Origin of the sequence: Pseudomonas sp. QC2, assembly GCF_002859085.1 — a bacterium.
Lineage (GTDB): Bacteria > Pseudomonadota > Gammaproteobacteria > Pseudomonadales > Pseudomonadaceae > Aquipseudomonas > Aquipseudomonas petroselini.
The window spans coordinates 63,486-87,151 of the sequence record NZ_PKKS01000025.1 but is presented as its reverse complement, the minus strand read 5'-3'; the positions used below and the strand labels follow the sequence as shown (position 1 = coordinate 87,151).

21 protein-coding genes are annotated in these 23,666 nt (G+C 61.6%); 13 read left to right on the top strand and 8 right to left on the bottom strand.

What is annotated here, in order from left to right:
- Positions 1–19: 19 nt before the first annotated feature.
- From QCBJ_RS26990 to QCBJ_RS26980, 3 genes are all read left to right on the top strand, one after another.
- On the top strand, positions 20–1,183 hold the full coding sequence (locus QCBJ_RS26990; protein WP_015885103.1) for an MFS transporter: 1,164 nt from the start codon (positions 20–22) through the stop codon (positions 1,181–1,183).
- Positions 1,180–1,710, top strand: a complete 531-nt coding sequence (locus QCBJ_RS26985; protein WP_015885102.1) for an acireductone dioxygenase — start codon at positions 1,180–1,182, stop codon at positions 1,708–1,710. Before QCBJ_RS26990 ends, QCBJ_RS26985 begins: the two co-directional genes overlap by 4 nt.
- Positions 1,711–1,920: 210 nt before the next feature.
- Positions 1,921–2,190, top strand: coding sequence for a response regulator transcription factor (locus QCBJ_RS26980; protein ID WP_102061951.1), 270 nt, complete (start codon positions 1,921–1,923; stop codon positions 2,188–2,190).
- A gap of 58 nt (positions 2,191–2,248) precedes the next feature.
- Here the strand turns inward: QCBJ_RS26980 and QCBJ_RS26975 are convergent, their stop codons facing one another.
- Complete coding sequence (locus QCBJ_RS26975) at positions 2,249–2,527, bottom strand: DUF3509 domain-containing protein (protein ID WP_003172952.1); 279 nt, start codon at positions 2,525–2,527, stop codon at positions 2,249–2,251.
- A 395-nt stretch (positions 2,528–2,922) separates the two neighbouring features.
- Here QCBJ_RS26975 and QCBJ_RS26970 point away from each other — a divergent pair, with 395 nt between their 5' ends.
- The 5 genes from QCBJ_RS26970 to QCBJ_RS26950 all read left to right on the top strand — a co-directional run bounded on the left by QCBJ_RS26970 (position 2,923) and on the right by QCBJ_RS26950 (position 8,664).
- The gene (locus tag QCBJ_RS26970; protein ID WP_102061950.1) at positions 2,923–4,749 is read left to right on the top strand and encodes a long-chain-acyl-CoA synthetase; all 1,827 of its coding nucleotides are present in this window, start codon (positions 2,923–2,925) and stop codon (positions 4,747–4,749) included.
- A 113-nt stretch (positions 4,750–4,862) separates the two neighbouring features.
- Positions 4,863–5,378, top strand: a complete 516-nt coding sequence (locus tag QCBJ_RS26965; RefSeq protein WP_015885099.1) for an ankyrin repeat domain-containing protein — start codon at positions 4,863–4,865, stop codon at positions 5,376–5,378.
- A 41-nt stretch (positions 5,379–5,419) separates the two neighbouring features.
- A complete protein-coding gene (locus QCBJ_RS26960) occupies positions 5,420–5,950 on the top strand; it encodes a hypothetical protein (RefSeq protein WP_015885098.1) in 531 nt (176 codons plus the stop codon).
- A 68-nt stretch (positions 5,951–6,018) separates the two neighbouring features.
- Positions 6,019–6,210, top strand: coding sequence for a PLDc N-terminal domain-containing protein (locus tag QCBJ_RS26955; RefSeq protein ID WP_015885097.1), 192 nt, complete (start codon positions 6,019–6,021; stop codon positions 6,208–6,210).
- A 366-nt stretch (positions 6,211–6,576) separates the two neighbouring features.
- Complete coding sequence (locus tag QCBJ_RS26950) at positions 6,577–8,664, top strand: LTA synthase family protein (protein WP_015885096.1); 2,088 nt, start codon at positions 6,577–6,579, stop codon at positions 8,662–8,664.
- Between the two features lie 54 nt (positions 8,665–8,718).
- Here QCBJ_RS26950 and QCBJ_RS26945 read toward each other — a convergent pair whose 3' ends face one another.
- Positions 8,719–8,871 carry a DUF3309 family protein gene (locus tag QCBJ_RS26945; protein ID WP_015885095.1) on the bottom strand — a complete coding sequence of 51 codons (153 nt, stop codon included), beginning with the start codon at positions 8,869–8,871 and terminating at the stop codon, positions 8,719–8,721.
- A gap of 330 nt (positions 8,872–9,201) precedes the next feature.
- Here QCBJ_RS26945 and QCBJ_RS26940 point away from each other — a divergent pair, with 330 nt between their 5' ends.
- Both QCBJ_RS26940 and csrA read left to right on the top strand, forming a co-directional pair.
- Entirely contained in the window at positions 9,202–10,017 is an 816-nt protein-coding gene (locus QCBJ_RS26940) for an SDR family oxidoreductase (protein WP_102061949.1), read from the top strand.
- Between the two features lie 129 nt (positions 10,018–10,146).
- Positions 10,147–10,350 (top strand): carbon storage regulator CsrA, encoded by a 204-nt coding sequence (gene csrA, locus QCBJ_RS26935; protein WP_015885093.1) that lies wholly within the window; start codon positions 10,147–10,149, stop codon positions 10,348–10,350.
- Positions 10,351–10,352: 2 nt separating this feature from the next.
- Here csrA and QCBJ_RS26930 read toward each other — a convergent pair whose 3' ends face one another.
- The 5 genes from QCBJ_RS26930 to mnmC all read right to left on the bottom strand — a co-directional run bounded on the left by QCBJ_RS26930 (position 10,353) and on the right by mnmC (position 17,678).
- On the bottom strand, positions 10,353–10,580 hold the full coding sequence (locus tag QCBJ_RS26930) for a YheU family protein (protein ID WP_003236706.1): 228 nt from the start codon (positions 10,578–10,580) through the stop codon (positions 10,353–10,355).
- A gap of 59 nt (positions 10,581–10,639) precedes the next feature.
- Positions 10,640–11,824: an osmoprotectant NAGGN system M42 family peptidase gene (locus QCBJ_RS26925; protein ID WP_015885092.1), complete on the bottom strand. Its 1,185-nt coding sequence runs from the start codon at positions 11,822–11,824 to the stop codon at positions 10,640–10,642.
- A 24-nt stretch (positions 11,825–11,848) separates the two neighbouring features.
- The gene (ngg, locus tag QCBJ_RS26920) at positions 11,849–13,582 is read right to left on the bottom strand and encodes an N-acetylglutaminylglutamine synthetase (protein ID WP_102061948.1); all 1,734 of its coding nucleotides are present in this window, start codon (positions 13,580–13,582) and stop codon (positions 11,849–11,851) included.
- 3 nt (positions 13,583–13,585) lie between these two features.
- On the bottom strand, positions 13,586–15,358 hold the full coding sequence (locus QCBJ_RS26915; protein WP_102061947.1) for an N-acetylglutaminylglutamine amidotransferase: 1,773 nt from the start codon (positions 15,356–15,358) through the stop codon (positions 13,586–13,588).
- Between the two features lie 340 nt (positions 15,359–15,698).
- Positions 15,699–17,678, bottom strand: a complete 1,980-nt coding sequence (gene mnmC, locus QCBJ_RS26910) for a bifunctional tRNA (5-methylaminomethyl-2-thiouridine)(34)-methyltransferase MnmD/FAD-dependent 5-carboxymethylaminomethyl-2-thiouridine(34) oxidoreductase MnmC (protein WP_102061946.1) — start codon at positions 17,676–17,678, stop codon at positions 15,699–15,701.
- Between the two features lie 157 nt (positions 17,679–17,835).
- Here mnmC and pap point away from each other — a divergent pair, with 157 nt between their 5' ends.
- The 3 genes from pap (at position 17,836) to QCBJ_RS26890 (ending at position 22,152) form a co-directional block, all read left to right on the top strand.
- Positions 17,836–19,350, top strand: a complete 1,515-nt coding sequence (pap, locus tag QCBJ_RS26905; RefSeq protein ID WP_015885087.1) for a polyphosphate:AMP phosphotransferase — start codon at positions 17,836–17,838, stop codon at positions 19,348–19,350.
- Between the two features lie 395 nt (positions 19,351–19,745).
- Complete coding sequence (locus QCBJ_RS26900) at positions 19,746–20,930, top strand: thiolase family protein (protein WP_102061945.1); 1,185 nt, start codon at positions 19,746–19,748, stop codon at positions 20,928–20,930.
- A 265-nt stretch (positions 20,931–21,195) separates the two neighbouring features.
- Positions 21,196–22,152, top strand: a complete 957-nt coding sequence (locus QCBJ_RS26890; RefSeq protein WP_015885085.1) for a DMT family transporter — start codon at positions 21,196–21,198, stop codon at positions 22,150–22,152.
- Between the two features lies 1 nt (position 22,153).
- Here QCBJ_RS26890 and QCBJ_RS26885 read toward each other — a convergent pair whose 3' ends face one another.
- Complete coding sequence (locus QCBJ_RS26885) at positions 22,154–23,536, bottom strand: class II fumarate hydratase (protein WP_046036071.1); 1,383 nt, start codon at positions 23,534–23,536, stop codon at positions 22,154–22,156.
- Positions 23,537–23,666 lie beyond the last annotated feature (130 nt).

Sequence of the window (23,666 nt, the reverse complement as noted above, 5' to 3'; positions counted from 1 at the left end):
AGCAGCCCCAAAAATCGACATGACGCCCCCACTTCCCTACTGGCGCCTCTCCAGCTTCTACCTCTTCTACTTCGCCCTCCTCGGGGCGACCGCGCCTTTCCTGGCGCTGTACTTCGATCACCTGGGGTTCTCCAGCGCGCGCATCGGCGAGCTGGTGGCCATCCCCATGCTGATGCGCTGCGTGGCGCCCAACCTGTGGGGCTGGCTGGGCGACTACACCGGTCGGCGCCTGGCGATCGTACGCTTTGGCGCGGTGTGCACCCTGGCAAGTTTTTCGCTGATCTTCGTCAGCCACACCTACGCCTGGCTGGCCCTGGTGATGGCTTTGCATGCGTTCTTCTGGCATGCGGTGTTGCCGCAGTTTGAAGTGATCACCCTCGCGCACCTGCAAAAACAGACCTCCCGCTACAGCCAGGTCCGCCTGTGGGGCTCCATCGGTTTCATCCTCACCGTGGTAATCATGGGTCGCCTGTTCGATTGGCTGAGCCTGGACATCTACCCGGTCGTCGTCGTGGTGATCATGGCCGGCATCATTGGCGCCAGCCTGTGGGTGCCGAATGCGCAGCCCACCACCCACGGCAATCGCCTGGCTGGCGATGGCTTCCTGAAACAATTGCGCAGCCCTGGCGTGCTGGCGTTTTATGCCTGTGTGGCGTTGATGCAAATGAGCCATGGCCCGTATTACACCTTTCTGACCCTGCACCTCGAACACCTGGGCTACAGCCGTGGCGTGATCGGCCTGCTGTGGGCCCTGGGCGTGGTGGCGGAAGTGCTGATGTTCCTGGCGATGAGCCGCATCCTCTCGCGCTTTTCGGTGCGCCGGGTGCTGCTGGCCAGTTTCCTGTTGGCGGCGCTGCGTTGGTTGCTGTTGGGCTCGTTTGCCGAGTTTTTCTGGGTGCTGTTAGTGGCGCAGGTAATGCACGCCGCCACTTTCGGCAGTTTCCATGCCGCGGCGATTGCCTTCGTGCAACGCAGTTTTGGCGATAAGCAACAAGGCCAGGGCCAGGCGTTGTACGCCGCCTTGGCGGGTACCGGCGGTGCGCTGGGTGCCCTTTATTCCGGTTACAGCTGGAACCTGTTGGGGCCGACCCTGACCTTCAGCATCGCCAGCGTCGCGGCCCTGGCCGCCGCCGCTATCATCGGTCTTCGATTGCAAGAGCAGAACCAAGGAACCCTTCAATGAGCTATGTCGCTGTTTACTCCGCCGCTTCACCGGACACGCCGAACAAGGTCCTGACCCATTTTGACGATATCGCCGCGACCCTGGCGGAGCACGGCGTGCGCTTTGAACGCTGGCAGCCGAGCCCGATAGGGCAGGGGGCCAGTGACGCTGAAATGATTGCGGCGTACCAGATGCACATTGATGCCCTTGGCTACGAGGCTATTGAGGTGGTACGCGTGACCGGCGATCACCCGCAGAAGGCTGAACTGCGTGCGCAGTTTCTTGACGAGCGCTGCTACAGCGAAGATGAGGTGCGTTTTTTCATCGCGGGGCAGGGTTTGTTTTCCCTGCACATTGGCGACTACGTGTACGCCGTGCGCTGTGAGAAAAATGACCTGTTGGTGATCCCGGCCGGTATCAAGCACTGGTTCGATATGGGCGAGAACCCGCATTGTGTTGCCTTGCGGTGTTTCAATACCGCACAAGGGCTGGTGCCCCTATTGACGGGCGACACTATCGCCCGGCACTTCCCTGGCTTGGACGACTAACCGAGATTTATCAGAAACTACAATCCCTATAGGTTGGAAGTTTCTGTGGGAAGAAACTTAAACTTCTGTAAGGCTCGGCTGTTTATTCTGGGCCCTGCGCCTTAATACCACTCGTTATGTAACTCTCTCCGGCATCAACGTTTATGTCGCCTGTCAATAGGAGGAATCCGAATGTGGCGCGGCAGAGACAGAAAATAAGGAGAGGATTGAATGAACGCCCCCAAGGAATTATTGATACCACCGTATACGGTGCCCAATGCGGTCAGACGACGTCTGAACCTGGCGGGAAAACCGCTGACCCCGGCGGAGTTAGAGATCCTGCGCTGGGCCTCGGAAGGCAAGACCGTCTGGGAGATCAGCCAGATTCGCACCACGTCCGAAGCCACGGTGAAATTTCACTTGCGCAATATCTACGGCAAGCTGGAAGTCAGTAACCGTGTGCAGGCGATGAACGAAGCGGCGCGTCAGGGACTTTGCTGAAGGCAAAAAAAGGGCCGCGACACTCAACGGTGTCACGGCCCTTTTTACGGCCTGGCGTTTAAGCCGAATGATAAGTCGGCAGGGCAAAGCGGTTCTGGCTTTGCAGCATGGAAATCTGCGGCAGCTCGCTGGCTTGTTCCGCCAGGTCGCGGCGAATGGCACTGATCACCCAGGTCAGCTGATCGGCAGTGTGCAACTGCTGATAGGAGATCGAACGCTTGACCTGCTTACCTTCGCTGTTGCGCAGCGTCAGCAGGATACCGCCGTCTGGGCGAGGCTGGGTGGTGACGTCGTAGTTGGAGAATACTGAAGCGAATTTATCTTGGATCAGGCTCATGTCTATCAGCTCCGTTGGCTCAAGTTGGCAAGCATGGAGTGATAGGTGCAGTGATTGTGCCATCTAGCGGTTAGATAAAATATCTTTATAAAACAATCACTTAAAAAAATAACAAATTTTCGATTTCGTGCAATTTGCATGAATGGCCATCATGCATCCTGCATTTTGCGTGGCTCAGCCGGGTTGAGCGGGCGCGCCTCATTCTTAAATGACTGCGCCAGCACCGCGAAATTCCTTTTATCAGCGGTCGCCCCTTGGGATACAAAACTTTTCAAATCCCGCGTGTACAGCCGAAGAAGGGCTGACGTATTTTCCTGCAAGGCACTCGGTCTCTCGCCTATGGGCGCACGGGTGTTACAGGATCATTCGAAGAATAAGAAAAAGGACGTTCCTCCATGAGCCACTCGCAAAATGACATGATCACCTGGCGCATGATGCTGCGTAAGGTGCCCGCGATTGTGCGTGCCATGCCGCGCGTGGTGCGAGGGATGCGTGCTGCCAATGTCACCGACCCCGAGCAGCCCTGCGGACTGGGCTGGCACTTCGAACAAGCCACCCTGCGTAACCCGCAGGGAACCGCCTTGCTGTATGGCGACCGTGTGATCAGTTACACCGAAGCCAACCAGCAGGCCAATCGCATCGCCCGCCACCTGCAAGAAAAAGGCATCGGCAAGGGCGATGTGGTGGCGATGTTTATTGAAAACCGTCCCGAATTATTGTTGAGCGTGCTGGCCGTGGCCAAGCTGGGCGGTGTCTGCGCCATGCTCAATACCGCGCAAACCCACGGGGCGCTGGTGCACAGCCTGACGCTGGTGAGCCCGGCGGCGATTGTGGTGGGGGCGGAATTGGTGGCCGCCTATGAGGCGGTGCGCGATCAGGTGGCGATCCCTGCGCAGCGCAGCTGGTTCGTCGCCGAGCAGCAGGGCGCGGCGGTGCCCGAGGGGTACAGCGACCTGATGGCCGCCAGCGCTGAATGTCCGGTGGAGAACCTCGCCAGCGCAGCGCAGATCTTCTTTAACGATCCCTGCTTCTATATCTACACTTCCGGCACGACGGGATTGCCCAAGGCCGGCATCATGAAACATGGCCGATGGACCAAGACCGCCATCAGCTTCGGCCGCATTGCCCTGGACATGGGGCCGGACGACGTCCTCTATTGCACCTTGCCGCTCTACCATGCCACTGGCCTGTGTGTGTGCTGGGGCTCGGCAGTGGTCGGGGCGTCGGGCTTCGCCATTCGGCGTAAATTCAGTGCCAGCCAGTTCTGGGGCGATGTCCGCAGATTCGAGGCGACCACCCTCGGTTATGTCGGCGAGTTGTGCCGGTACTTGCTCGATCAGCCAGCCAGCGAAAACGACCGTGATCACCGCGCGACCAAGATGGTCGGCAATGGCTTGCGTCCTGGCGTGTGGGCGCAGTTCAAGGCGCGTTATGGCGTCGAGCATGTGTGCGAGTTGTATGCCGCCAGCGACGGCAATATCGGCTTCACCAACGTATTGAATTTTGACAACACCGTCGGCTTTTGCCTGCAGCACTGGGCGCTGGTGGACTACGGCCACGACACCGGTGAGCCGCTGCGTGGCAGCGATGGTTTCATGCATAAAGTGAAGAAGGGCGGGCAGGGGCTGTTGTTGGCGAGAATCGATGAAAAATCCCCTTATGACGGCTACACCGACCCGGAAAAAAACCGCAAGGTGATCCTCACTGACGTGTTTGAGAAGGGCGACCGCTATTTCAACACCGGCGATCTGGTGCGCAGTATTGGCTTCGGCCACGCGCAATTTGTCGACCGCTTGGGGGATACCTACCGCTGGAAGGGCGAAAACGTCTCCACCACCGAAGTGGAAAACGTCCTGTTGCAGCACCCGCAGATCGCCGAAGCAGTGGCCTATGGGGTGGAAATCGAAAACACCAATGGTCGCGCCGGGATGGTTGCCATCACCCCGAGCGAATCCCTGGCCGCGCTGGACATGCGTGAGTTGCTGCAATTTGCCCACGGTCAGTTGCCGCACTATGCGGTGCCGCTGTTTCTGCGGATCAAGGTGAAGATGGAAACCACGGGGACCTTCAAGTACCAGAAGGTACGGCTCAAGGAGGAAGCGTTCGACCCGGACAAGGCGGGCAATGATCCGGTCTACGCCTGGCTGCCGGGGTCGGACTGCTACGTGCCAGTGACCGGCCAGTTGTTGGCGCAGATTCAGGGTGGGCACTTTCGTTATTAAAGGCAGCGCTATTGAATATGCCTATGGGGGCTTTTGACAAAAAAGCCATGACAGGTGGGAACTCCATCGCGACACTGGGCGCCTATAAAGGACCACACACGGAGCCGTCCCACATGTCAGACCAAGCCAAACAGATGACCGACGACGAAGCCGCAGAATTTGCCGAGCAGGTGTTTGACGTTGCCCGCAAAGGCGACGCCGCCATGCTCGCCGCGTTGCTGGCCAAAGGCTTGCCGGCCAACTTTCGTAACCACAATGGCGACACCTTGCTGATGCTCGCGGCCTACCACGGCCATGCCGAGGCGGTAAAAGTGCTGCTGGAATTCAAGGCCGATCCGCTGATCGCCAATGACAAGAACCAATTGCCGATCGCCGGTGCGGCGTTCAAGGGCAACCTGCCAGTGGTCAAGGCGCTGATCGAAGGCGGTACGCCGGTCGAGGCGGCCTCTTCCGATGGCCGTACCGCATTGATGATGGCAGCGATGTTCAATCGCGTTGAAATGGTCGACTACCTGCTCGGCCAGGGCGCCAACCCCAAGGCCACCGATGCCCAGGGCGCGACGGCATTGGCCGCCGCGCAAACCATGGGCGCGGTGGATACGGCGGCGCAATTGCAAAAACTGGTGTAGGCTTTGCGCCCTCGAAAACCAGCCCGCTACAGGATCACCCCATGAAAGCCGCCCTCGTCGAACTTATCAGCAACATCAGCGCCGGCGTCATGGGCGAGGACGAGGTGGCGCGTATCGCCGATGAAGCGGCGCAGGCCTACGCGGACCCGGTGGCGTTTCTGGCGGCCAACCCGGATATCAACTACGACGACACATTCCCCATTCCGTTGGGGGAGTGGGTCGTGGTTGGCAGCCTGCCGGACACCGTGGTGTTCCAGGCCGACACCTACGGCGACCTGTTCGCGCAGATCGTCGCGTCGTTCGGCCCAGGCGTGGCGTTCAATCTCACGCCCAAGCAACTGGCCAAGACCGAAGCCCTGACGGCCCTGAACCGTATCCAGATCCAGATGAGCGCGCTCAGCCCGGAAGACGGCGGCTATGTGCTGCTCAACTTCAGCCAACCGTTGGATGACGAGATCCAGGCCGTGTTGGTCTACGGTAACGACCTGCCGCGCGTGCTCGAGCTGTGTGCCGAAGTCGGCATTAAGGCCGAACCCTCCCTGGAAGCGCTGAAAGTTGCCGTCCACGTCTGAAATAAAACGGAACCCCGGCCAGGGCTGGCTATCCTAAAGGTGCATGCCCTCACTTTAGGAGCAACACCATGGGTTCCACTTTTAATGGCTTGATCGGGCTGATTATCCTGGCGCTGGATATCTGGGCGATCATCAACGTATTCAAAAGCGGCGCGAGCACGGGCGCCAAGGTGCTGTGGATCCTGTTGATCCTCCTGCTGCCGGTGCTGGGCCTGATCATCTGGGCGATCGCCGGGCCACGGGGAAATGTGCGGCTCTAGAGTGAGCACAATCCATGTAGGCGCGGGCTCGCTGTGGTGACCGCGCTTGTTGTGGTGAGCGGGCTTGTTGTGGTGAGCGGGCTTGCCCCGCGCCGGGCTGCGAAGCAGCCCCATCCGATCTCCGGTGAACCCTCTCACCACACCCCTGAGATTTGTGTATCGAAATATTCGCTGCACACAATTTTCACATCTTATCCAAGACAATTCGCCGGTTGAATCTCCCTGCCAAGGCCCTGCCTCAAGGTGTCTTAAACGCGGGACGGCGCTGCTCGTTCAGTAATTAATAGCCTTGCTGTGATTGATCGGGCACCATTCGCGCCACTGCACCACTTCGTCACTTAAACTTCCAATGGGTCCTGAAACGACATGGCAAACCCGGACGCCCTGAGTCAGCAGCGAGCTTCTAATCGCCTGCTGCAACCGACCGTCAAATCCCATCTGGCATACACGCTGCTCTGCGCACTGGTCATGATGGTGATGTTCTCCCTGCTGCGCCTGGCGCTGCTGGTCTACAACCGCGAGATGATCCTCGATACGCCGGCCTCGACCTTCCTTGAAGCGTTCGCCAACGGCCTGCGCCTGGACCTGCGTCTGGTGGTGTACCTGATCATTCCGTTGCTGCTGGCACTGTTCAGCGTACGAGCAATGGCAGCCCGCGGGTTCTTTCGTTTCTGGCTGACCGTGGCGTCCAGCATTGCCCTGTTCCTGGGCCTGATGGAAATGGACTTCTACCGCGAGTTCCACCAGCGCCTCAACGGCCTGGTCTTCCAGTACGTGAAGGAAGACCCGAAAACCGTGATGAGCATGCTCTGGTACGGTTTCCCGGTGGTGCGCTACCTGCTGGCCTGGGCCGTGGGCACGCTGATCCTCAGCATGGCGTTCAAAGGTGCCGACCGTGCGACACGCCCGCGCGGCCCCTTCAGCGGTGGCAGCATCGGCACCCGCCAGGTCGCGCCGTGGTACTCGCGCATCGCGGTGTTCGTGGTCTGCCTGCTGATCGCCGTGGTCGCCGCCCGTGGCACCCTGCGCCAGGGCCCGCCGCTGCGTTGGGGTGACGTGTACACCACCGACTCGAACTTCGCCAACCAGTTGGGCCTCAATGGCACGCTGTCGCTGATCGGCGCGGCCAAGGCCCGCTTCTCGGAACACCGGGATAACACCTGGAAAGCCACGCTGGAGCAGCCGCTGGCAACCCAGACCGTGCGCGACATGCTGGTGCTGCCGACGGAAAAACTGGTGGATACCGACACCGCCGCCGTGCGCCGCGAGTTCACGCCACCGGCCGAGAAAACCCTGCCGATCAAAAACGTCGTCGTGATCCTGATGGAAAGCTTCGCCGGTCACTCGGTGGGGGCGCTGGGTCGTCCGGGCAATATCACGCCGTACTTCGACAAACTGTCCAAGGAAGGCCTGCTGTTCGACCGCTTCTTCTCCAACGGCACCCATACCCACCAGGGTATGTTCGCGACCATGGCGTGCTTCCCGAACCTGCCCGCCTTCGAATACCTGATGCAGACCCCGGAAGGCAGCCACAAGCTGTCGGGCCTGCCGCAGTTGCTCAGCGCACGCAAGTTTGACGACGTGTATGTCTACAACGGCGACTTCGCCTGGGACAACCAGTCGGGCTTCTTCAGCAACCAGGGCATGACCAATTTCATCGGTCGCAACGACTTTGTCGACCCGGTGTTCTCTGACCCCACCTGGGGCGTGTCCGATCAGGACATGTTCAACCGTGGCCTGGAAGAGTTGAAAGCCCGTGAAGGCGGCAAGCCGTTCTACGCGTTGCTGCAAACCCTGTCCAACCACACGCCGTACGCTTTGCCGACCCCGTTGCCGGTGGACAAAGTCACTGGCCGTGGCAGCCTCGACGAGCATTTGACCGCGATGCGCTACTCCGACTGGGCCCTGGGTCAGTTCTTTGAGAAAGCCCGCAAAGAGCCGTATTTCAAGGAAACCCTGTTCGTGATCGTCGGCGACCATGGCTTCGGCAACGAGCAGCAAATCACCGAAATGGACCTGGGCCGCTTCAACGTGCCGATGCTGATGATCGCACCGGGCATGCAGGAGAAGTTCGGCGAGCGCAACCATACCGTCGGTACTCAGATCGACATCGTGCCGACCATCATGGGGCGCCTGGGCGGCGAGACCCTGCACCAGTGCTGGGGCCGTGACCTGTTGAACCTGCCGGAAGGCGATAAAGGTTTCGGCGTGATCAAGCCATCGGGCAGCGACCAGACCGTGGCATTGCTCACCGGCGACCGTGTACTGGTACTGCCCAAGGAAATGCCACCGAAGCTGTGGGAATACGAACTGGGCGCCAACCCGACCGGTAAAGTGATTGCTGAATCGCCGGACGAGGCGGCACTGAGGCAGAAACTTGAGTCGTTCCTGCAGACGGCTACCAAGAGCCTGTTGGATAACACCGCCGGTGTGATTGACGGCAAGCCGGATTAATTAACCGGCAATAAAAAAGAGGCCTTTAAAAGGCCTCTTTTTTTTGCCCGGCGTTTATATCCGACCGAGCAACAACAGCACCAGCAGGACCACCAGTACCACACCCAGGATGCCCGACGGGCCATAACCCCAGTTACGCGAGTGAGGGAACACTGGCAGACCACCGACCAGCAGGAGGATCAAGATAATGATCAGAATGAGGCTCATGGTTTTTTTTCCTTATTGGCCTTCTGCAAAGACCGGTTATTTAACGATAGGCCCGCAGTTTAATAACGAACGCCTTAACAACTCCGACTGGTGCCCCTGGTGGAAAATTCAGTATTTTTTTAAAGCATTTCGCACACTTGCTTATTTCTTTTAATGCAGTTCGCAACTGCGCCCGATTAGTTGAAAAATATTGAACTTAGGCTATATGCAACCCTCCGACCCAGCCGCTGGTTTGCCAGGGGCATTCATCAATCTGATGGTGGGTGGGGGCTGGAAAAACCTTCGCTACACTGCCGGTCACTTCTTCCGTGAACCACAAGGCAACTTTCTATGCAAAATCGCATGATGATCACTGGCGCCGGGTCCGGCCTGGGTCGTGAAATCGCGCTGCGTTGGGCCCGCGAGGGTTGGCAGTTGGCCTTGTCGGATGTCAGCGAGCCGGGGCTGCAGGAAACCCTCAAATTGGTGCGTGAAGCCGGGGGTGATGGCTTCGTCCAGCGTTGCGACGTGCGCGACTACAGCCAGCTCACTGCATTCGCCCAAGCCTGCGAGGTAAAGCTCGGCGGGGTTGATGTGATCGTCAACAATGCCGGCGTCGCCTCGGGAGGCTTCTTTGCCGAACTGTCCCTGGAGGACTGGGACTGGCAGATCGCAATCAACCTGATGGGCGTGGTCAAGGGGTGCAAGGCGTTCCTGCCGCTGCTGGAAAAGAGCAAGGGCCGTATCATCAACATCGCGTCCATGGCCGCGCTGATGCAGGGGCCGGCGATGAGCAACTACAACGTGGCCAAAGCTGGCGTGGTAGCGCTGTCGGAAAGCCTGCTGGTGGAACTCAAGCAACAGGAGGTCGGCGTGCATGTGGTCTGCCCATCGTTCTTCCAGACCAACCTGCTCGACTCGTTCCGTGGACCGACCCCAGCGATGAAGGCCCAAGTGGGCAAGCTGCTGGAGAGTTCGCCGATCTCGGCGGCGGATATCGCCGATTACATCTATCAACGCGTCGCGGCGGGTGAGTTCATGATCCTGCCCCACGAACAGGGGCGCATGGCCTGGGCGTTGAAGCAGAAGAATCCGCAGTTGCTCTATGATGAAATGACCACTATGGCCGACAAGATGCGCGCCAAGGCTCAGGCTGCCAAGGCCTGAGCCGGTAGCGGTCTGTCAGGTAATTTACCTGCGTACGTAGGGCCTGCCTGATTTCGTCGCAAGCCATTGATGCTCCGACACCGAGCGCGCATGGTCGAGGTCCTTTCATTGCTAATAAGGACATCCGCCATGCTGGTCTTAAGCCGCGCCGTAGGCGAAGTCATCTCTATCGGTGATGACATCGCCGTACACATTCTTGAATTGAACGGCAGCCAAGTGAAATTCGGTGTGGAGGCGCCGAACGGGGTGCATGTACACCGTGCCGAGGTCTACCAGAAGATCCGCGATCGGCTGGGCGCCACGACCCATCCGGTGCCGGTGCCCAATCTCTGATCTCAGTCGAACAGATGCTTGGGCACGTCGTGCTTGAGCATCAACTGGCACTGCTCGCTGTCCGGGTCGAACACGATCAGCGCCTGCCCCTTGGTGAGCGCCTGGCGTACGCGCAGCACGCGGGTCTCCAGGGGCGTGTCGTCACCATTGTCGGTGCCGTCACGGGTGACGAAGTCTTCGATCAGGCGCGTCAGCGTGTCGACTTCAAGTGCATCGTAGGGAATCAGCATACAAGCCTCGGGTGATGGATCCCGGCGATCCTACTGCGCCGGGATCAGAGTTGCCAGCGTCAGGACTTATTGCCGACCAGGCTGTCCACCGAGGGCACGCGTGTGTCGCTCTCCATCTGCGTCTCGTGCTCGATCTGATGACTGAACCGATCCAGCGAGCCCTGGGCCGGTTGCGCATCGCTGGCGAACACCGGCGGGCTGAGAATGTAGGCGCCCAACAGGCGACTCAGCGCCGCGAGGCTGTCGATATGGGTGCGCTCATAGCCGTGGGTCGCATCGCAACCAAACGCCAGCAGTGCAGTGCGGATGTCGTGCCCGGCGGTCACGGCCGAGTGCGCATCGCTGAAGTAATAGCGGAACAGGTCGCGGCGCACCGGCAGTTCGTGGTCAGACGCCAAACGTAGCAAGTGACGGGACAGGTGATAGTCATACGGCCCGCCGGAGTCCTGCATGGCCACGCTCACCGCATGCTCGCTGGAGTGCTGGCCGGGAGCGACTGGAGCGATATCGATGCCGACAAATTCACTGACGTCCCAGGGCAGGGCGGCCGCTGCGCCACTGCCGGTTTCTTCGGTGATGGTGAACAGCGGGTGGCAGTCGATCAGCAAGGGCTCGCCACTGTCGACGATGGCCTTGAGCGCGGCGAGCAGGGCGGCGACGCCGGCCTTGTCGTCCAGGTGGCGGGCGCTGATGTGCCCGCTCTCGGTGAATTCCGGCAGCGGGTCGAAGGCCACATAGTCACCGATACCAATGCCCAGGGAGTCGCAATCGGCACGGGTCGCGCAGTAGGCGTCGAGGCGCAACTCGACGTGGTCCCAACTCACCGGCATTTCATCCACGGCGGTGTTGAACGCGTGCCCGGAGGCCATCAACGGCAACACGCTGCCACGGATCACGCCATTATCGGTAAACAGGCTGACGCGGCTGCCTTCGGCAAACCGGCTCGACCAGCAACCTACGGGCGCCAGGCTCAGGCGGCCGTTGTCCTTGATCGCACGCACGGCGGCGCCGATGGTGTCCAAGTGGGCGGACACCGCACGGTCAGGGCTGTTTTTCTGGCCCTTGAGGGTGGCGCGGATGGTGCCGCGCCGGGTCATTTCGAAGGGGATGCCCAGTTCTTCCAGGCGCTCGGCGACATACCGCACGATGGTGTCGGTAAACCCGGTGGGGCTGGGAATGGCGAGCATTTCCAGTAGGACTTTTTGCAGGTAATTCAGATCCGGTTCTGGGATGGTTCGGCTCATAAAGACTCCTGGGGTTCGGATCGTTCAGCTATGGGGAAACAGCAAATCCACAAATTTTTCCGCAGTAGGCTGCGGTTCATGATTGGCCAGGCCGGCCCGTTCGTTAGCTTCGATAAACACGTACTCGGGTTGGTCGGCGGCAGGCACCATCAGGTCCAGGCCGACCATGGGGATGTCCAGGGCGCGGGCGGCGCGTACGGCGGCGTCCACCAGCGTGGGGTGCAGGATGGCGGTGACGTCTTCCAGGCAACCGCCGGTGTGCAGGTTGGCGGTACGGCGCACGGCCAGGGTTTTTCCACGTGGCAGGATGCTGCTGTAGTAGTAGCCGGCCGCGTGCAGGGTGCGTTCGGTTTCGGCGTCGACAGGGATTTTGCTTTCGCCATCAGTCGCCGCCTGGCGACGACGGCTCTGGGCTTCGATCAACGCGCCGATGGAATGTTGACCGTCACCGGTCACTTCCGCAGGACGACGAATCGCAGCCGCAACCACCTCGAAACCGATCACCAGGATGCGCAGGTCCAGGCCTTCATGAAAGCTTTCCAGCAGCACACGGCTGTCAAACTGGCGCGCCGCTTCAATCGCCTGCTGCACCTCTTCGATGCTCTGCAAATCCACCGCCACGCCCTGGCCTTGCTCACCGTCCAGCGGCTTGACGACGACGCGCTGGTGCTCGTCGAGGAACTCCAGGTTGTCATCGGCGCTGCCCGCCAGTTGTTGCGACGGCAGTTTCAAACCGGCCGCCTTGAGCACTTTGTGGGTCAGGCTCTTGTCCTGGCACAAGGTCATGCTGATGGCGCTGGTCAGGTCGCTCAACGACTCACGGCAACGCACACGGCGCCCCCCGTGACTGAGGGTGAATAAGCCCGCGTCGGCGTCATCCACCTGCACATCGATACCGCGCCGATGCGCTTCTTCGACGATGATCCGGGCATAAGGGTTAAAGCCTGCCTGCGGACCCGGGCCGAGAAACAGCGGCTGGTTGATGCCGTTCTTGCGTTTGATCGCAAAGGTGGTCAGCGCCCTGAACCCCAGCTTGGCGTAAAGGTTCTTGGCCTGGCGGTTATCGTGCAGCACGGACAGGTCCAGGTAGCTCAGCCCACGGCTCATGAAGTGTTCCACCAAGTGGCGCACCAGCACCTCACCCACGCCAGGGCGGGTGCACTGCGGGTCCACGGCCAGGCACCACAGGCTGCAACCGTTTTCCGGGTCATGAAAGGCTTTCTGGTGGTTGAGGCCCATGACGCTGCCGATCACCGCGCCGCTGTCTTCATCTTCCGCCAGCCAGTAGACAGGCCCACCGGCATGGCGCGGCGTAAGGCGTTCGGCGTCGACGGGCAACATGCCGCGTCCTTGATAGAGCTGGTTGACGGCCAGCCAATCGGCTTCGGTCTGCACCCGACGAATGCGGAAACCGCGAAATACCCGGGTGGCCGGCCGATAGTCGGTGAACCACAGGCGCAGCGTGTCGGACGGGTCGAGGAACAGTTGCTGCGGATCGATCCCGAGAATCTGCTGCGGTGCAGCCACATAGAGTGCGATGTCGCGCTCGCCCGGCTGTTCATTCAGCAGTTCCTGGGCCAGGGTCGCCGGGTCGGGAAAGGTGTGCCCGATCAACAAGCGGCCCCATCCGCAATGCACGGCAATCGGCTCGGCTGCCAAGGGGCTGCCATCTTCCGCCAGGCGGGCCTGCAGGCGCTCATAGGTCGGCGCCTGGCCCTTCAACAAGCGTTGGCTGTAAGCCGCTGCGAGAGGTTTCATTACTCAGATTCCTTGTTCGCTGAGCCACAGGTTCAGCGCCGCCAGTTGCCACAGCTTGGAGCCGCGCAGCGGGGTCAATTGGCCTTGCGGGTCGGTCAGCAAGCGGTCGAGCATGGCGGGATTGAACAGGCCGCGATCCTGGCTCGGGTCCAGCAACAATTCACGCACCCAGTTCAGGGTATCGCCCTGCAAGTGTTTGAGGCCTGGCACGGGGAAGTAACCTTTCTTGCGGTCGATCACTTCGCTCGGGATCACGCGGCGCGCGGCCTCTTTCAACACCTGCTTGCCACCGTCGGGCAACTTGAACTTGCCGGGTACACGGGCCGACAGCTCAACCAAGCGGTAGTCGAGGAACGGCGTACGCGCTTCCAGGCCCCAGGCCATGGTCATGTTGTCGACGCGTTTGACCGGGTCGTCCACCAGCATGACCGTGCTGTCCAGGCGCAGGGCTTTGTCCACTGCCGCATCCGCGCCGGGCATGGCGAAGTGCTCGCGCACGAAGTCACCGGCGGCGTCGTTGGCGGTCAGCCATTTTGGCGCGACGGTGGCGGCATAGTCGTCGTAGCTGCGGTCGAAAAACGCATCGCGATACGCGGCGTAGGGATCGGCGGCGCCGTCCACCTGCGGGTACCAGTGGTAACCGGCAAACAGTTCGTCGGCGCCCTGGCCGCTCTGCACCACCTTGCAATGCTTGGCCACTTCCCGTGACAACAGGTAGAAGGCGATGCAGTCATGGCTGACCATCGGCTCGCTCATGGCACGGAACGCCGCCGGGAGTTGCTCGATGATCTCGCTTTCGGCGATGCGCAATTGATGATGACGGGTGCCGTAGTGCTTGGCGATCAGGTCCGAGTACTGGAACTCGTCGCCACGCTCGCCACCGGCGTCTTCAAAGCCGATGGAGAAGGTCGACAGATCTTGCACGCCGACTTCACGCAGCAAGCCCACGAGCATGCTCGAATCGACGCCGCCGGACAGCAGCACGCCGACATCCACGGCGGCGCGTTGGCGGATGGCCACGGCTTCGCGGGTGCTGTCGAGTACGCGGTCAGTCCAGTCTTCCAGGCTCAGGTTGCGTTCATCGTCATGTGGGCCGTAGGGCAGGGTCCACCAGGTTTTCTGCTCGGTCTTGCCGTTGGCGTCGATGCGCATCCAGCTCGCCGGCGGCAGTTTTTCGATGCCTGCCAGCAAGGTACGCGGCGCGGGCACCACGGCGTGGAAGTTCAAGTAGTGATTGAGTGCCACCGGATCGAGGATCGGGTTGATATCCCCGCCTTTGAGCAGCGCCGGCAAGGCCGACGCAAAGCGCAGGCGCTGGCCGGTGCGCGACAGGTACAGCGGCTTCACGCCCAGACGGTCGCGGGCAATAAACAGGCGTTGGGCATCACGTTCCCAGATGGCGAACGCGAACATGCCATTGAGCTTGGGCAGCAGCGCTTCGCCCCAGGCGTGATAACCCTTGAGCAGCACTTCGGTGTCGCCGCCGGAGTAGAAGGCGTAGCCGAGGGCTTCCAGCTCTTCTCTCAGTTCGGGGAAGTTATAGATCGCGCCGTTGAACGCCAGGGACAGCCCCAGTTGGGCGTCGACCATCGGTTGGGCAGAGCCATCCGACAGGTCCATGATTTTCAAGCGCCGATGGCCCAGCGCCACAGGCCCCTGGGCATGAAAACCCCAGGCGTCGGGCCCACGCGGGGCCAGGTGATGGGTGATGCGCTCAATAGCTGCCAGGTCGGCAGGTTGGGCATCGAAACGTAACTCTCCAGCTAATCCGCACATAAATTCCTTACCGGTTTTTCCGTTGGGGAGGGATGAAATGCCGCACGCCAAAAAGGCCGGGCGTTGAGAAACTGACCCGTGTGGTGGGTGGGAGTTTTAGAACGATCGGTTATAAGGCGATTGGGCATCAGTGCGGTAATGCGTCAGTCGAGGGGTGTTAGATAGGTAGGCGCAACAGCCTCAAGCCCGTTGATAAGGTTTGGCGAAACACCTGCCATACGGACAATTGCCATGCCGGCCGTACCCTCTGGAACACCCCAACCCTTGAGTTCCGAGATGAAGCTGGCGGCCCTTCTTCAACTGACCGGCGACTTGCCCAAGCGTGCAGTGTGTAAAACCCTCAGGACGTGCCCCGGATCAATCCCCGCAGGGCAAAACGGTTGGGGTGGCAGGCGTGGGCGACGCTGGCGGGGACGGGCAGCGGTTCATCATTCAGCCAGGCGGCCAGCAGCTCTGCCGCCAGCGGGGCGGTGATCAAACCTCGCGAGCCGTGCCCGCTGTTGATGTACAGGCCATCGAGCCAGGGGCAGGCAATGTCCGGGACTTGCCGAGCATCCTTGCGCAGCGCCGCGTAGGCCAGGTGGAACGCCTCGCGGTTGGCCAGTGGCCCGACAATCGGTAGATAGTCGGGGCTGGTGCAGCGAAAGGCCGCACGGCCTTGCAGGTGCTCGGGGTCAAGGGTGTCGGCGTGCAGGCGTTGCAGCAGGTCAACGGAGATTTCCCGCAACATCTGCAGGTTACCGAGGTGTTCGGCGGTGCTGGGGGTGAGGTCTTCGCTGGCGAAGTTGAAGCTGGCGCCGAGCGTATGTTCCCCCAAGCGCGCAGGCGCGACGTAACCCTCGGCGCACACCACCGTGGCCAGTGCCTGGCTTTGCGGGGTTTGCGGCAGGCGGCTGATTTGCCCGCGAATGCGTTTGAGGGGCAGCTTGGCGCTGACCGGGAAGCGGTTGATCTCGGCGGCGCCGGCCAGTACCACCACGCTGGCGCTGGCCAGCAGGGTGTGGCCGTCGTGGGCGTGCCATTGGCCATCGACCTGGCGCAACTCAAGGGCCTCGCGATGCTGCAACAGCGTGATCAGCGGATGTGACGCTTGCCACTCACACAGTGCCGGCGGATGCACCCAGCCGCCTTCGGGGAAAAACAGCCCGCCGTGTTCCAAGGCCACGCCGGCGCGCGCCTGGGCCTGCGCCTGATCCAGCACGTGCAAAAGCTCCGGCGCGAAGGCTTGGGCCAGCTGCGCCTGGCGTTCGGCCTCCTTGGCATTAAACGCCAGTTGCAGCACGCCGCAACCGTCCCAGTCGACGCCACGGTGCAGGTGTTCGAGCAGCCGGCGGGTATGGCCGAAGCCGCTGAGGATCAATTGCGACAGCGCCGTGCCATGCGCCGAAAGCTTGAGGTACAGCACGCCCTGCGGGTTACCCGAGGCTTCCTGCGCCAGCGCCGCGTGACGCTCCAGCAGCGTCACCTGCCAGCCGCGCGCCGCCAGGCTGGCGGCGCTCGTGCAGCCGGCCAGGCCGCCGCCGATCACCAGGGCCGTGCGCGCGCCGGGCGGCGGCGCGGGGCGGGCAAACCAGGGTTTGATAGCTTCCGGCGCGGGCGTTTCGGCGGGCCAGCCGAGAAACTCGCCGCGCAGGATTTCCCACTTGTGGCCGATGCCCGGCGTGCGCTTCATCTTGAAGCCGGCGGCGTTGATCAAGCGGCGCACCCAGCCGGTACTGGTAAAGGTGCTGATGGTCGAGCCGGGGGCCGCCAGCCGCGCCAGTTCGGCAAACAGCTCGGCGGTCCACATGTCGGGGTTCTTGGCCGGGGCAAACCCGTCGAGAAACCAGGCGTCGACCTGGGCGTCCAATTGGGGCAGCTGTTCAAGGGCGTCGCCGATCAGCAGCGTCAGCGTCACGCGGCCGTGAGCCAACACCAGCCGTTGGAAGCCTTGATGAATGGCGATGTACTGCGCCAGCAACTGATCGGCAAACGGCTGCAGTTCCGGCCAGAGTGCGAGGGCGCGCTGCAGGTCGGCGTGGCTCAGCGGGTACTTTTCCACGCTGACAAAATGCAGGCGGGCACCGGCCACGGCGTGTTGCTCGAACAACTGCCAGGCGCAGAGAAAATTCAACCCCGTGCCGAAACCGGTTTCGCCAATTACCAAGTGGCCCTGGGCCGGCAGGGCGGCGAAGCGCTCCTGCAAACGGTTCTGTTCGAGGAACACGTAGCGCGTTTCTTCAAGGCCCGACTTGTCGGAGAAGTACACATCGTCGAAGACCCGCGAGTGTGGGCGACCTTGCTCATCCCAGTCGAGCTGGGCGTGGGTAACGGGGTTCATGGGCGACTCATAGGCAATAGAAGCAGGCAAAGGCAAGGCGGCCATTCTAGCTGATCAACAAGCGTTGAATTGACCTACGGCAAGCATGCGTGGAATTTCCTCCCGCACGGCGTTGCCCAATCCGCTAGTCTTGAGCCATCTTGAAACGGAGCTGCCCATGTTCGAATCCGCCGAAATCGGTCACGCCATCGACAAAGACACCTTTGAGGCCGAAGTGCCGGCCCTGCGCGAAGCCTTGCTGGAAGTGCAGTACGAACTGCAGCAGCAGAAGCGCTTCCCGGTGATCATCCTGATCAACGGCATCGAAGGCGCCGGCAAGGGGGAGACGGTCAAGCTGCTGAATGAATGGATGGACCCGCGCCTGATTGAAGTGCGCACTTTCGACCAGCAGACCGACGAAGAACTCGCCCGGCCACCTGCCTGGCGCTACTGGCGCCAACTGCCGGCCAAAGGGCGCATGGGGATTTTCTTCGGCAACTGGTACAGCCAGATGCTGCAAGGCCGGGTGCATGGGCAGATCAAGGACGCCCGGCTTGACCAGGCCATTGCCGGCGCCGAACGCCTGGAAAAAATGCTCTGCGACGAAGGCGCGCTGATCTTCAAGTTCTGGTTCCACCTGTCCAAGAAGCAGATGAAGGCGCGGCTCAAGGCCCTGGCCGATGACCCGTTGCACAGCTGGCGCATCAGCCCGTTAGACTGGCAGCAGTCCGAGACCTACGACAAGTTCGTGCATTTCGGCGAGCGCGTGCTGCGGCGTACCAGTCGCGACTACGCGCCGTGGCATGTGATCGAAGGCGTCGACAGCAACTATCGCAGCCTCACCGTGGGCAAGATCCTGCTCGAAGGCCTGCAAAACGCCTTGAAACTGCCCAAGGGCAAGGCCAGCGGCATGAACCCGGCACCGTTGCCGTCGGCTGTCGACCAGATGAGCCTGCTCAACAGCCTCGACATGACGCTGCACCTGGACAAGGACGATTACGAAGAGCAGCTGATCACCGAGCAGGCGCGGTTCTCCGGCCTGATGCGCGACAAACGCATGCGCAAGCACGCTCTGGTCACGGTGTTCGAAGGCAACGATGCGGCGGGCAAGGGCGGGGCGATTCGCCGGGTGGCGGCGGCGCTTGACCCACGCCAATACCATATCGTGCCGATCGCCGCGCCCACCGAAGACGAACGTGCCCAGCCTTACCTGTGGCGGTTCTGGCAGAAAATCCCGGCACGGGGCAAGTTCACCGTGTTTGACCGCTCCTGGTACGGCCGCGTGCTGGTGGAGCGGATCGAGGGCTTCTGCACCCCGGCCGACTGGCTGCGCGCCTATGGCGAGATCAATGACTTTGAAGAGCAACTGCGCGACGCAGGGGTGATCGTGGTCAAGTTCTGGCTGGCCATCGACAAACAGACCCAACTGGAACGCTTCCAGGCGCGTGAAGAGATCCCGTTCAAGCGCTTCAAGATCACCGAAGACGACTGGCGCAACCGCGACAAGTGGGATGACTACCGCGCCGCCGTGGGCGATATGGTCGACCGCACCAGCACCGAAGTCGCGCCCTGGACCCTGGTGGAAGCCAACGATAAGCGCTGGGCGCGCGTCAAGGTGTTGCGCACCATCAACCTGGCCTTGGAGGAGGCGTTCGCCAAGTCCGACAAGCACGATAAAAAGAAAAAGAAATAATGGCCGTCAGGCTCGCCTATTGTAGTGAGCGGGCTTGCCCCGCGCTGGGCGGCGAAGCAGCCCCAACCCAGGGCCCGTGTCCTATCAGGCAAACCTGATTGGCAGGTTTTGGGGCCGCTTCGCAGCCCAGCGCAGGGCAAGCCTGCTCACCACAACAGCCCCAACCCACGCGCCGCGTCCTTTCAGACAAACCTGATTGGCAGGTTTTAGGGCCGCTTCGCAGCCCAGCGCAGGGCAAGCCTGCTCACTACAACAGCCCCAATCACCACAACAACCCAGGTCACCGCAGGGCGAGCACGCGGGCCATGCTTTTGTATACGCCGGGTGAATGATCGTCGCGGTTGCGCGGGGCTGGCTCTATGCTCGATCCAACCACCACACGATCGAGGTAGCCCATGCGTGAAGTAGTGATTGTCGACAGCGTGCGAACCGGCCTGGCCAAATCCTTTCGCGGTAAGTTCAACCAGACCCGCCCGGATGATATGGCGGCCCATTGCGTCAACGCGCTGCTCGCCCGCAACGGCATCGACCCGGCCACGGTGGAAGATTGCATCGTCGGTGCCGGTTCCAACGAAGGCGCGCAGGGCTACAACATCGGCCGCAACGTGGCGGTGCTCTCGCAACTGGGCACGGGGACGGCGGGCATGACCCTCAACCGTTTCTGCTCGTCGGGGTTGCAGGCGATTGCCATCGCCGCCAACCAGATCGCCTCGGGCTGCAGCGATATCATCGTCGCCGGGGGTGTCGAATCCATCAGCCTGACCCTGAAAAGCGTCAACACCGACAACCTGATCAACCCGCTGTTGAAAGAGCAGGTGCCGGGCCTCTACTTCCCCATGGGCCAGACCGCCGAGATCGTCGCGCGTCGCTACAACGTCAGCCGCGAAGAACAGGACCTGTATGCCCTGCAAAGCCAGCAGCGCACCGCCCAGGCCCAGGCCGATGGGCTGTTCAACGATGAAATCGTGCCGATGGCGGTCAAGTACAAGGTCGAGGACAAGAACACCGGCGAAGTACAGGTGCTTGACGGCGTCGTTGATCGCGATGACTGCAACCGTCCCGACACTACGCTGGTCAGCTTGCAGGGCTTGAAACCGGTGTTCGCCGAAGACGGCTCGGTGACGGCGGGCAACTCCTCGCAGCTCTCCGACGGTGCGTCGATGACCCTGGTGATGAGCCTGGAAAAAGCCCTGGCCCTGGGGCTTAAGCCCAAGGCGTTTTTCCGTGGGTTTACCGTGGCGGGCTGCGAGCCGGACGAGATGGGCATCGGCCCGGTGTTCTCGGTGCCTAAGCTGCTCAAGGCCAAGGGGTTGCAGGTGGCGGATATCGACCTGTGGGAACTCAACGAAGCGTTCGCCTCCCAGTGCCTGTATGCGCGCAATCGCCTGGAAATCGACAATGCCCGGTACAACGTCAACGGCGGCTCGATCTCCATCGGGCACCCGTTCGGCATGACCGGTTCACGGCAGGTCGGGCATTTGGTGCGTGAGTTGCAGCGGCGTAATCTGCGCTACGGCATCGTCACCATGTGCGTGGGCGGCGGCATGGGCGCGACGGGGCTCTTCGAAGCCGTGCGCTAGAACCGGAAGCGGACTTGTGTAGTGAGCAGGCTTGGTGTGGTGAGCAGGCTTGCCCTGCGCTGGGGCGCGAAGCGGCCCCAAAACCTGCCAATCAGTTCTGCCTGAAAGAACGCGGCGCCTGGGTCAGGGCCGCTTCGCAGCCCAGCGCAGGGCAAGCCTACTCACTACACCCACCCTGCTTCCCTATTTTGAACTGCGGCGTATCTACAATTGTGCGCTTGCCCCTAGAATGCCCGCTCCACTTCCTCTGGCTTCTGGGGCGCTCATGCACATCTCTTCCGGCCGCTGGGTCTATGGTTTTCTCCTGACCCTTCTGACCGCGCTGCTCTGGGGCATTCTGCCGATCAAACTCAAACAGGTCCTGCAGGTGATGGACCCGATCACCGTCACCTGGTTTCGCCTGACCGTGGCCGGTGGTTGCCTGTTCATCTACCTGGCGCTTACCAAGCGCCTGCCCAGCCGCAAGGTGCTGGGCCCCAAGGGCGGCTGGCTGGTGGGGATGGCGGTGTGTGGCCTGGTGGGCAACTATGTGTTGTACCTGGTGGGCCTGAAAATGCTCAGCCCCGGCACCGCGCAGTTGGTGGTGCAGATGGGGCCGATCTTTTTGATGATCGCCAGTGTGTTTGTGTTCAAGGAGCGCTTCAGTCGCGGACAGGTTCTGGGGTTGTTTGTGTTGATCGCAGGCTTTGGCCTGTTCTTCAATCAGCGCCTGGAAGAGTTGCTGACGTCCCTCGGCGCCTATACGGCCGGGGTACTGACGATCCTGCTCGCCACCTCTATTTGGGTGTTCTACGCCCTGGGTCAGAAACAGCTGCTGACGGTGTGGAATTCGTTGCAGGTCATGATGGTGATCTACCTCACCTGCGCCTTGTTGCTCACGCCCTGGGCACATCCCTTGGAGGCACTGGACCTGAGCCCGCTGCAAGGCTGGCTGTTGCTGGCGTGCTGCATGAATACCCTGGTGGCCTATGGCGCCTTTGCCGAAGCGCTCGCCCACTGGGAAGCCTCGCGGGTCAGTGCGACGCTGTCGCTCACGCCGCTGGTGACGTTTGTGGCGGTGGCCTTGGCGGCCTGGCTGTGGCCCGAATATGTGCAGGCCGAAGAAATCAACGCCCTGGGGTATGCCGGGGCGTTGGTGGTGGTACTGGGCTCGGCGACCGTGGCGCTGGCGCCGTCGTTGCTCGCCGGGCTCAAGGCCCGGCGGTTACGGGTGACGTCCTAGGCTAGGCGCCCAGCATGTCTTGCGGTCGAACCCATTGGTCGAATTCCGCATCGGTGAGGTAGCCCAGGTCCAGCGCCGCTTCCCGAAGCGTCAACCCTTCGGCGTAAGCCTTCTTGGCGATCTCTGCGGACTTGTCGTAGCCGATGTGCGGATTGAGCGCTGTGACCAGCATCAATCCACGTTCCAGGTGTGCGGCCATCTGCACGGGGTCAGGTTCGAGCCCGGCCACGCAGTGTTCCTGGAAGTTATTACAACCGTCGGCCAGCAGGCGGATCGATTCCAGCAGGTTGTGAATGATCACCGGCTTGTACACGTTCAACTGCAAGTGCCCTTGGCTGGCGGCGATGCCGATGGTCACGTCGTTGCCCAAGACCTGGCAGGCCAGCATCGACAGCGCTTCGCACTGGGTAGGGTTGACCTTGCCGGGCATGATCGAGCTGCCCGGTTCGTTGGCCGGCAACTTCACCTCCGCCAGCCCGGCGCGCGGGCCGGAGCCCAGCAGGCGCAGGTCGTTGGCGATTTTCATCAGGGCCACGGCCAGGGTTTTCAGCGCGCCATGCAGGGTCACCAGCGGCTCGTGGCCGGAGAGGGCGGCGAATTTGTTCGGCGCCGTGACAAACGGCAGTCCCGACAGCGCCGCCAGTTCGGCGGCAATCGCCTCGCCAAACCCATGGGGCGCATTCAGCCCGGTGCCGACGGCGGTGCCGCCCTGGGCCAGCTCGCACACGGCGGGCAGGGCGCTGCGAATCGCGCGTTCGGCGTAATCGAGCTGGGCGATAAAGGCTGAGAGTTCCTGGCCAAAGGTGATCGGCGTGGCATCCATCATGTGGGTGCGACCGGTCTTCACCAGCTTCATATGCCGCGCGGCCAACTCGGCCAGCCCGCCGGACAGTGTCGCGATCGCCGGCAACAAGCGCTGATGCACTGCTTGTACGGTCGCAATGCTCATGGCGGTCGGGAAGCAGTCATTGGAACTCTGGGAGCGGTTGACATGATCGTTGGGGTGCACCGGGCTCTTGCCGCCGCGCGGGTTGCCCGCCAGCTCATTGGCGCGGCCGGCGATCACTTCGTTGGCGTTCATGTTGCTCTGGGTGCCGCTGCCGGTCTGCCAGACCACCAGGGGGAACTGGTCGTCGTGTTGACCCGCCAGCACTTCGTCGGCGGCCTGTTCGATCAGGCGGGCGATGTCGGCAGGCAGGTCGCCATTGCGGTCGTTGACGCGTGCCGCGGCTTTCTTGACCAGGGCCAGGGCGTGCAGTACCGCGAGGGGCATGCGTTGTTCGCCGATGGCGAAGTTCACCAGCGAGCGTTGGGTCTGCGCGCCCCAGTAAGCGTCATCCGGGACATGGACTTCTCCCAGGCTGTCGGTTTCGATACGGCTCATCGGGCACACTCCTTCAGGTTCGTTTGCGCAGTTTAGGCTGTGATGAGCCCTGGGGGTTCCCCTAAAAGACTTTTCATCGGATTGGGCGCCGCAAATCCAGGCCCTACAAGGCGTGGGGTTGAGCCATGGC

Excerpts from the sequence above, each read along its gene's own strand:
- QCBJ_RS26990 (WP_015885103.1), top strand. The coding sequence starts at position 20 with ATGACGCCCCCACTTCCCTACTGGCGCCTCTCCAGCTTCTACCTCTTC.
- QCBJ_RS26985 (WP_015885102.1), top strand. The coding sequence starts at position 1,180 with ATGAGCTATGTCGCTGTTTACTCCGCCGCTTCACCGGACACGCCGAAC.
- QCBJ_RS26980 (WP_102061951.1), top strand. The coding sequence starts at position 1,921 with ATGAACGCCCCCAAGGAATTATTGATACCACCGTATACGGTGCCCAAT.
- QCBJ_RS26975 (WP_003172952.1), bottom strand. The coding sequence starts at position 2,527 with ATGAGCCTGATCCAAGATAAATTCGCTTCAGTATTCTCCAACTACGAC.
- QCBJ_RS26970 (WP_102061950.1), top strand. The coding sequence starts at position 2,923 with ATGAGCCACTCGCAAAATGACATGATCACCTGGCGCATGATGCTGCGT.
- QCBJ_RS26965 (WP_015885099.1), top strand. The coding sequence starts at position 4,863 with ATGTCAGACCAAGCCAAACAGATGACCGACGACGAAGCCGCAGAATTT.
- QCBJ_RS26960 (WP_015885098.1), top strand. The coding sequence starts at position 5,420 with ATGAAAGCCGCCCTCGTCGAACTTATCAGCAACATCAGCGCCGGCGTC.
- QCBJ_RS26955 (WP_015885097.1), top strand. The coding sequence starts at position 6,019 with ATGGGTTCCACTTTTAATGGCTTGATCGGGCTGATTATCCTGGCGCTG.
- QCBJ_RS26950 (WP_015885096.1), top strand. The coding sequence starts at position 6,577 with ATGGCAAACCCGGACGCCCTGAGTCAGCAGCGAGCTTCTAATCGCCTG.
- QCBJ_RS26945 (WP_015885095.1), bottom strand. The coding sequence starts at position 8,871 with ATGAGCCTCATTCTGATCATTATCTTGATCCTCCTGCTGGTCGGTGGT.
- QCBJ_RS26940 (WP_102061949.1), top strand. The coding sequence starts at position 9,202 with ATGCAAAATCGCATGATGATCACTGGCGCCGGGTCCGGCCTGGGTCGT.
- csrA (WP_015885093.1), top strand. The coding sequence starts at position 10,147 with ATGCTGGTCTTAAGCCGCGCCGTAGGCGAAGTCATCTCTATCGGTGAT.
- QCBJ_RS26930 (WP_003236706.1), bottom strand. The coding sequence starts at position 10,580 with ATGCTGATTCCCTACGATGCACTTGAAGTCGACACGCTGACGCGCCTG.
- QCBJ_RS26925 (WP_015885092.1), bottom strand. The coding sequence starts at position 11,824 with ATGAGCCGAACCATCCCAGAACCGGATCTGAATTACCTGCAAAAAGTC.
- ngg (WP_102061948.1), bottom strand. The coding sequence starts at position 13,582 with ATGAAACCTCTCGCAGCGGCTTACAGCCAACGCTTGTTGAAGGGCCAG.
- QCBJ_RS26915 (WP_102061947.1), bottom strand. The coding sequence starts at position 15,358 with ATGTGCGGATTAGCTGGAGAGTTACGTTTCGATGCCCAACCTGCCGAC.
- mnmC (WP_102061946.1), bottom strand. The coding sequence starts at position 17,678 with ATGAACCCCGTTACCCACGCCCAGCTCGACTGGGATGAGCAAGGTCGC.
- pap (WP_015885087.1), top strand. The coding sequence starts at position 17,836 with ATGTTCGAATCCGCCGAAATCGGTCACGCCATCGACAAAGACACCTTT.
- QCBJ_RS26900 (WP_102061945.1), top strand. The coding sequence starts at position 19,746 with ATGCGTGAAGTAGTGATTGTCGACAGCGTGCGAACCGGCCTGGCCAAA.
- QCBJ_RS26890 (WP_015885085.1), top strand. The coding sequence starts at position 21,196 with ATGCACATCTCTTCCGGCCGCTGGGTCTATGGTTTTCTCCTGACCCTT.
- QCBJ_RS26885 (WP_046036071.1), bottom strand. The coding sequence starts at position 23,536 with ATGAGCCGTATCGAAACCGACAGCCTGGGAGAAGTCCATGTCCCGGAT.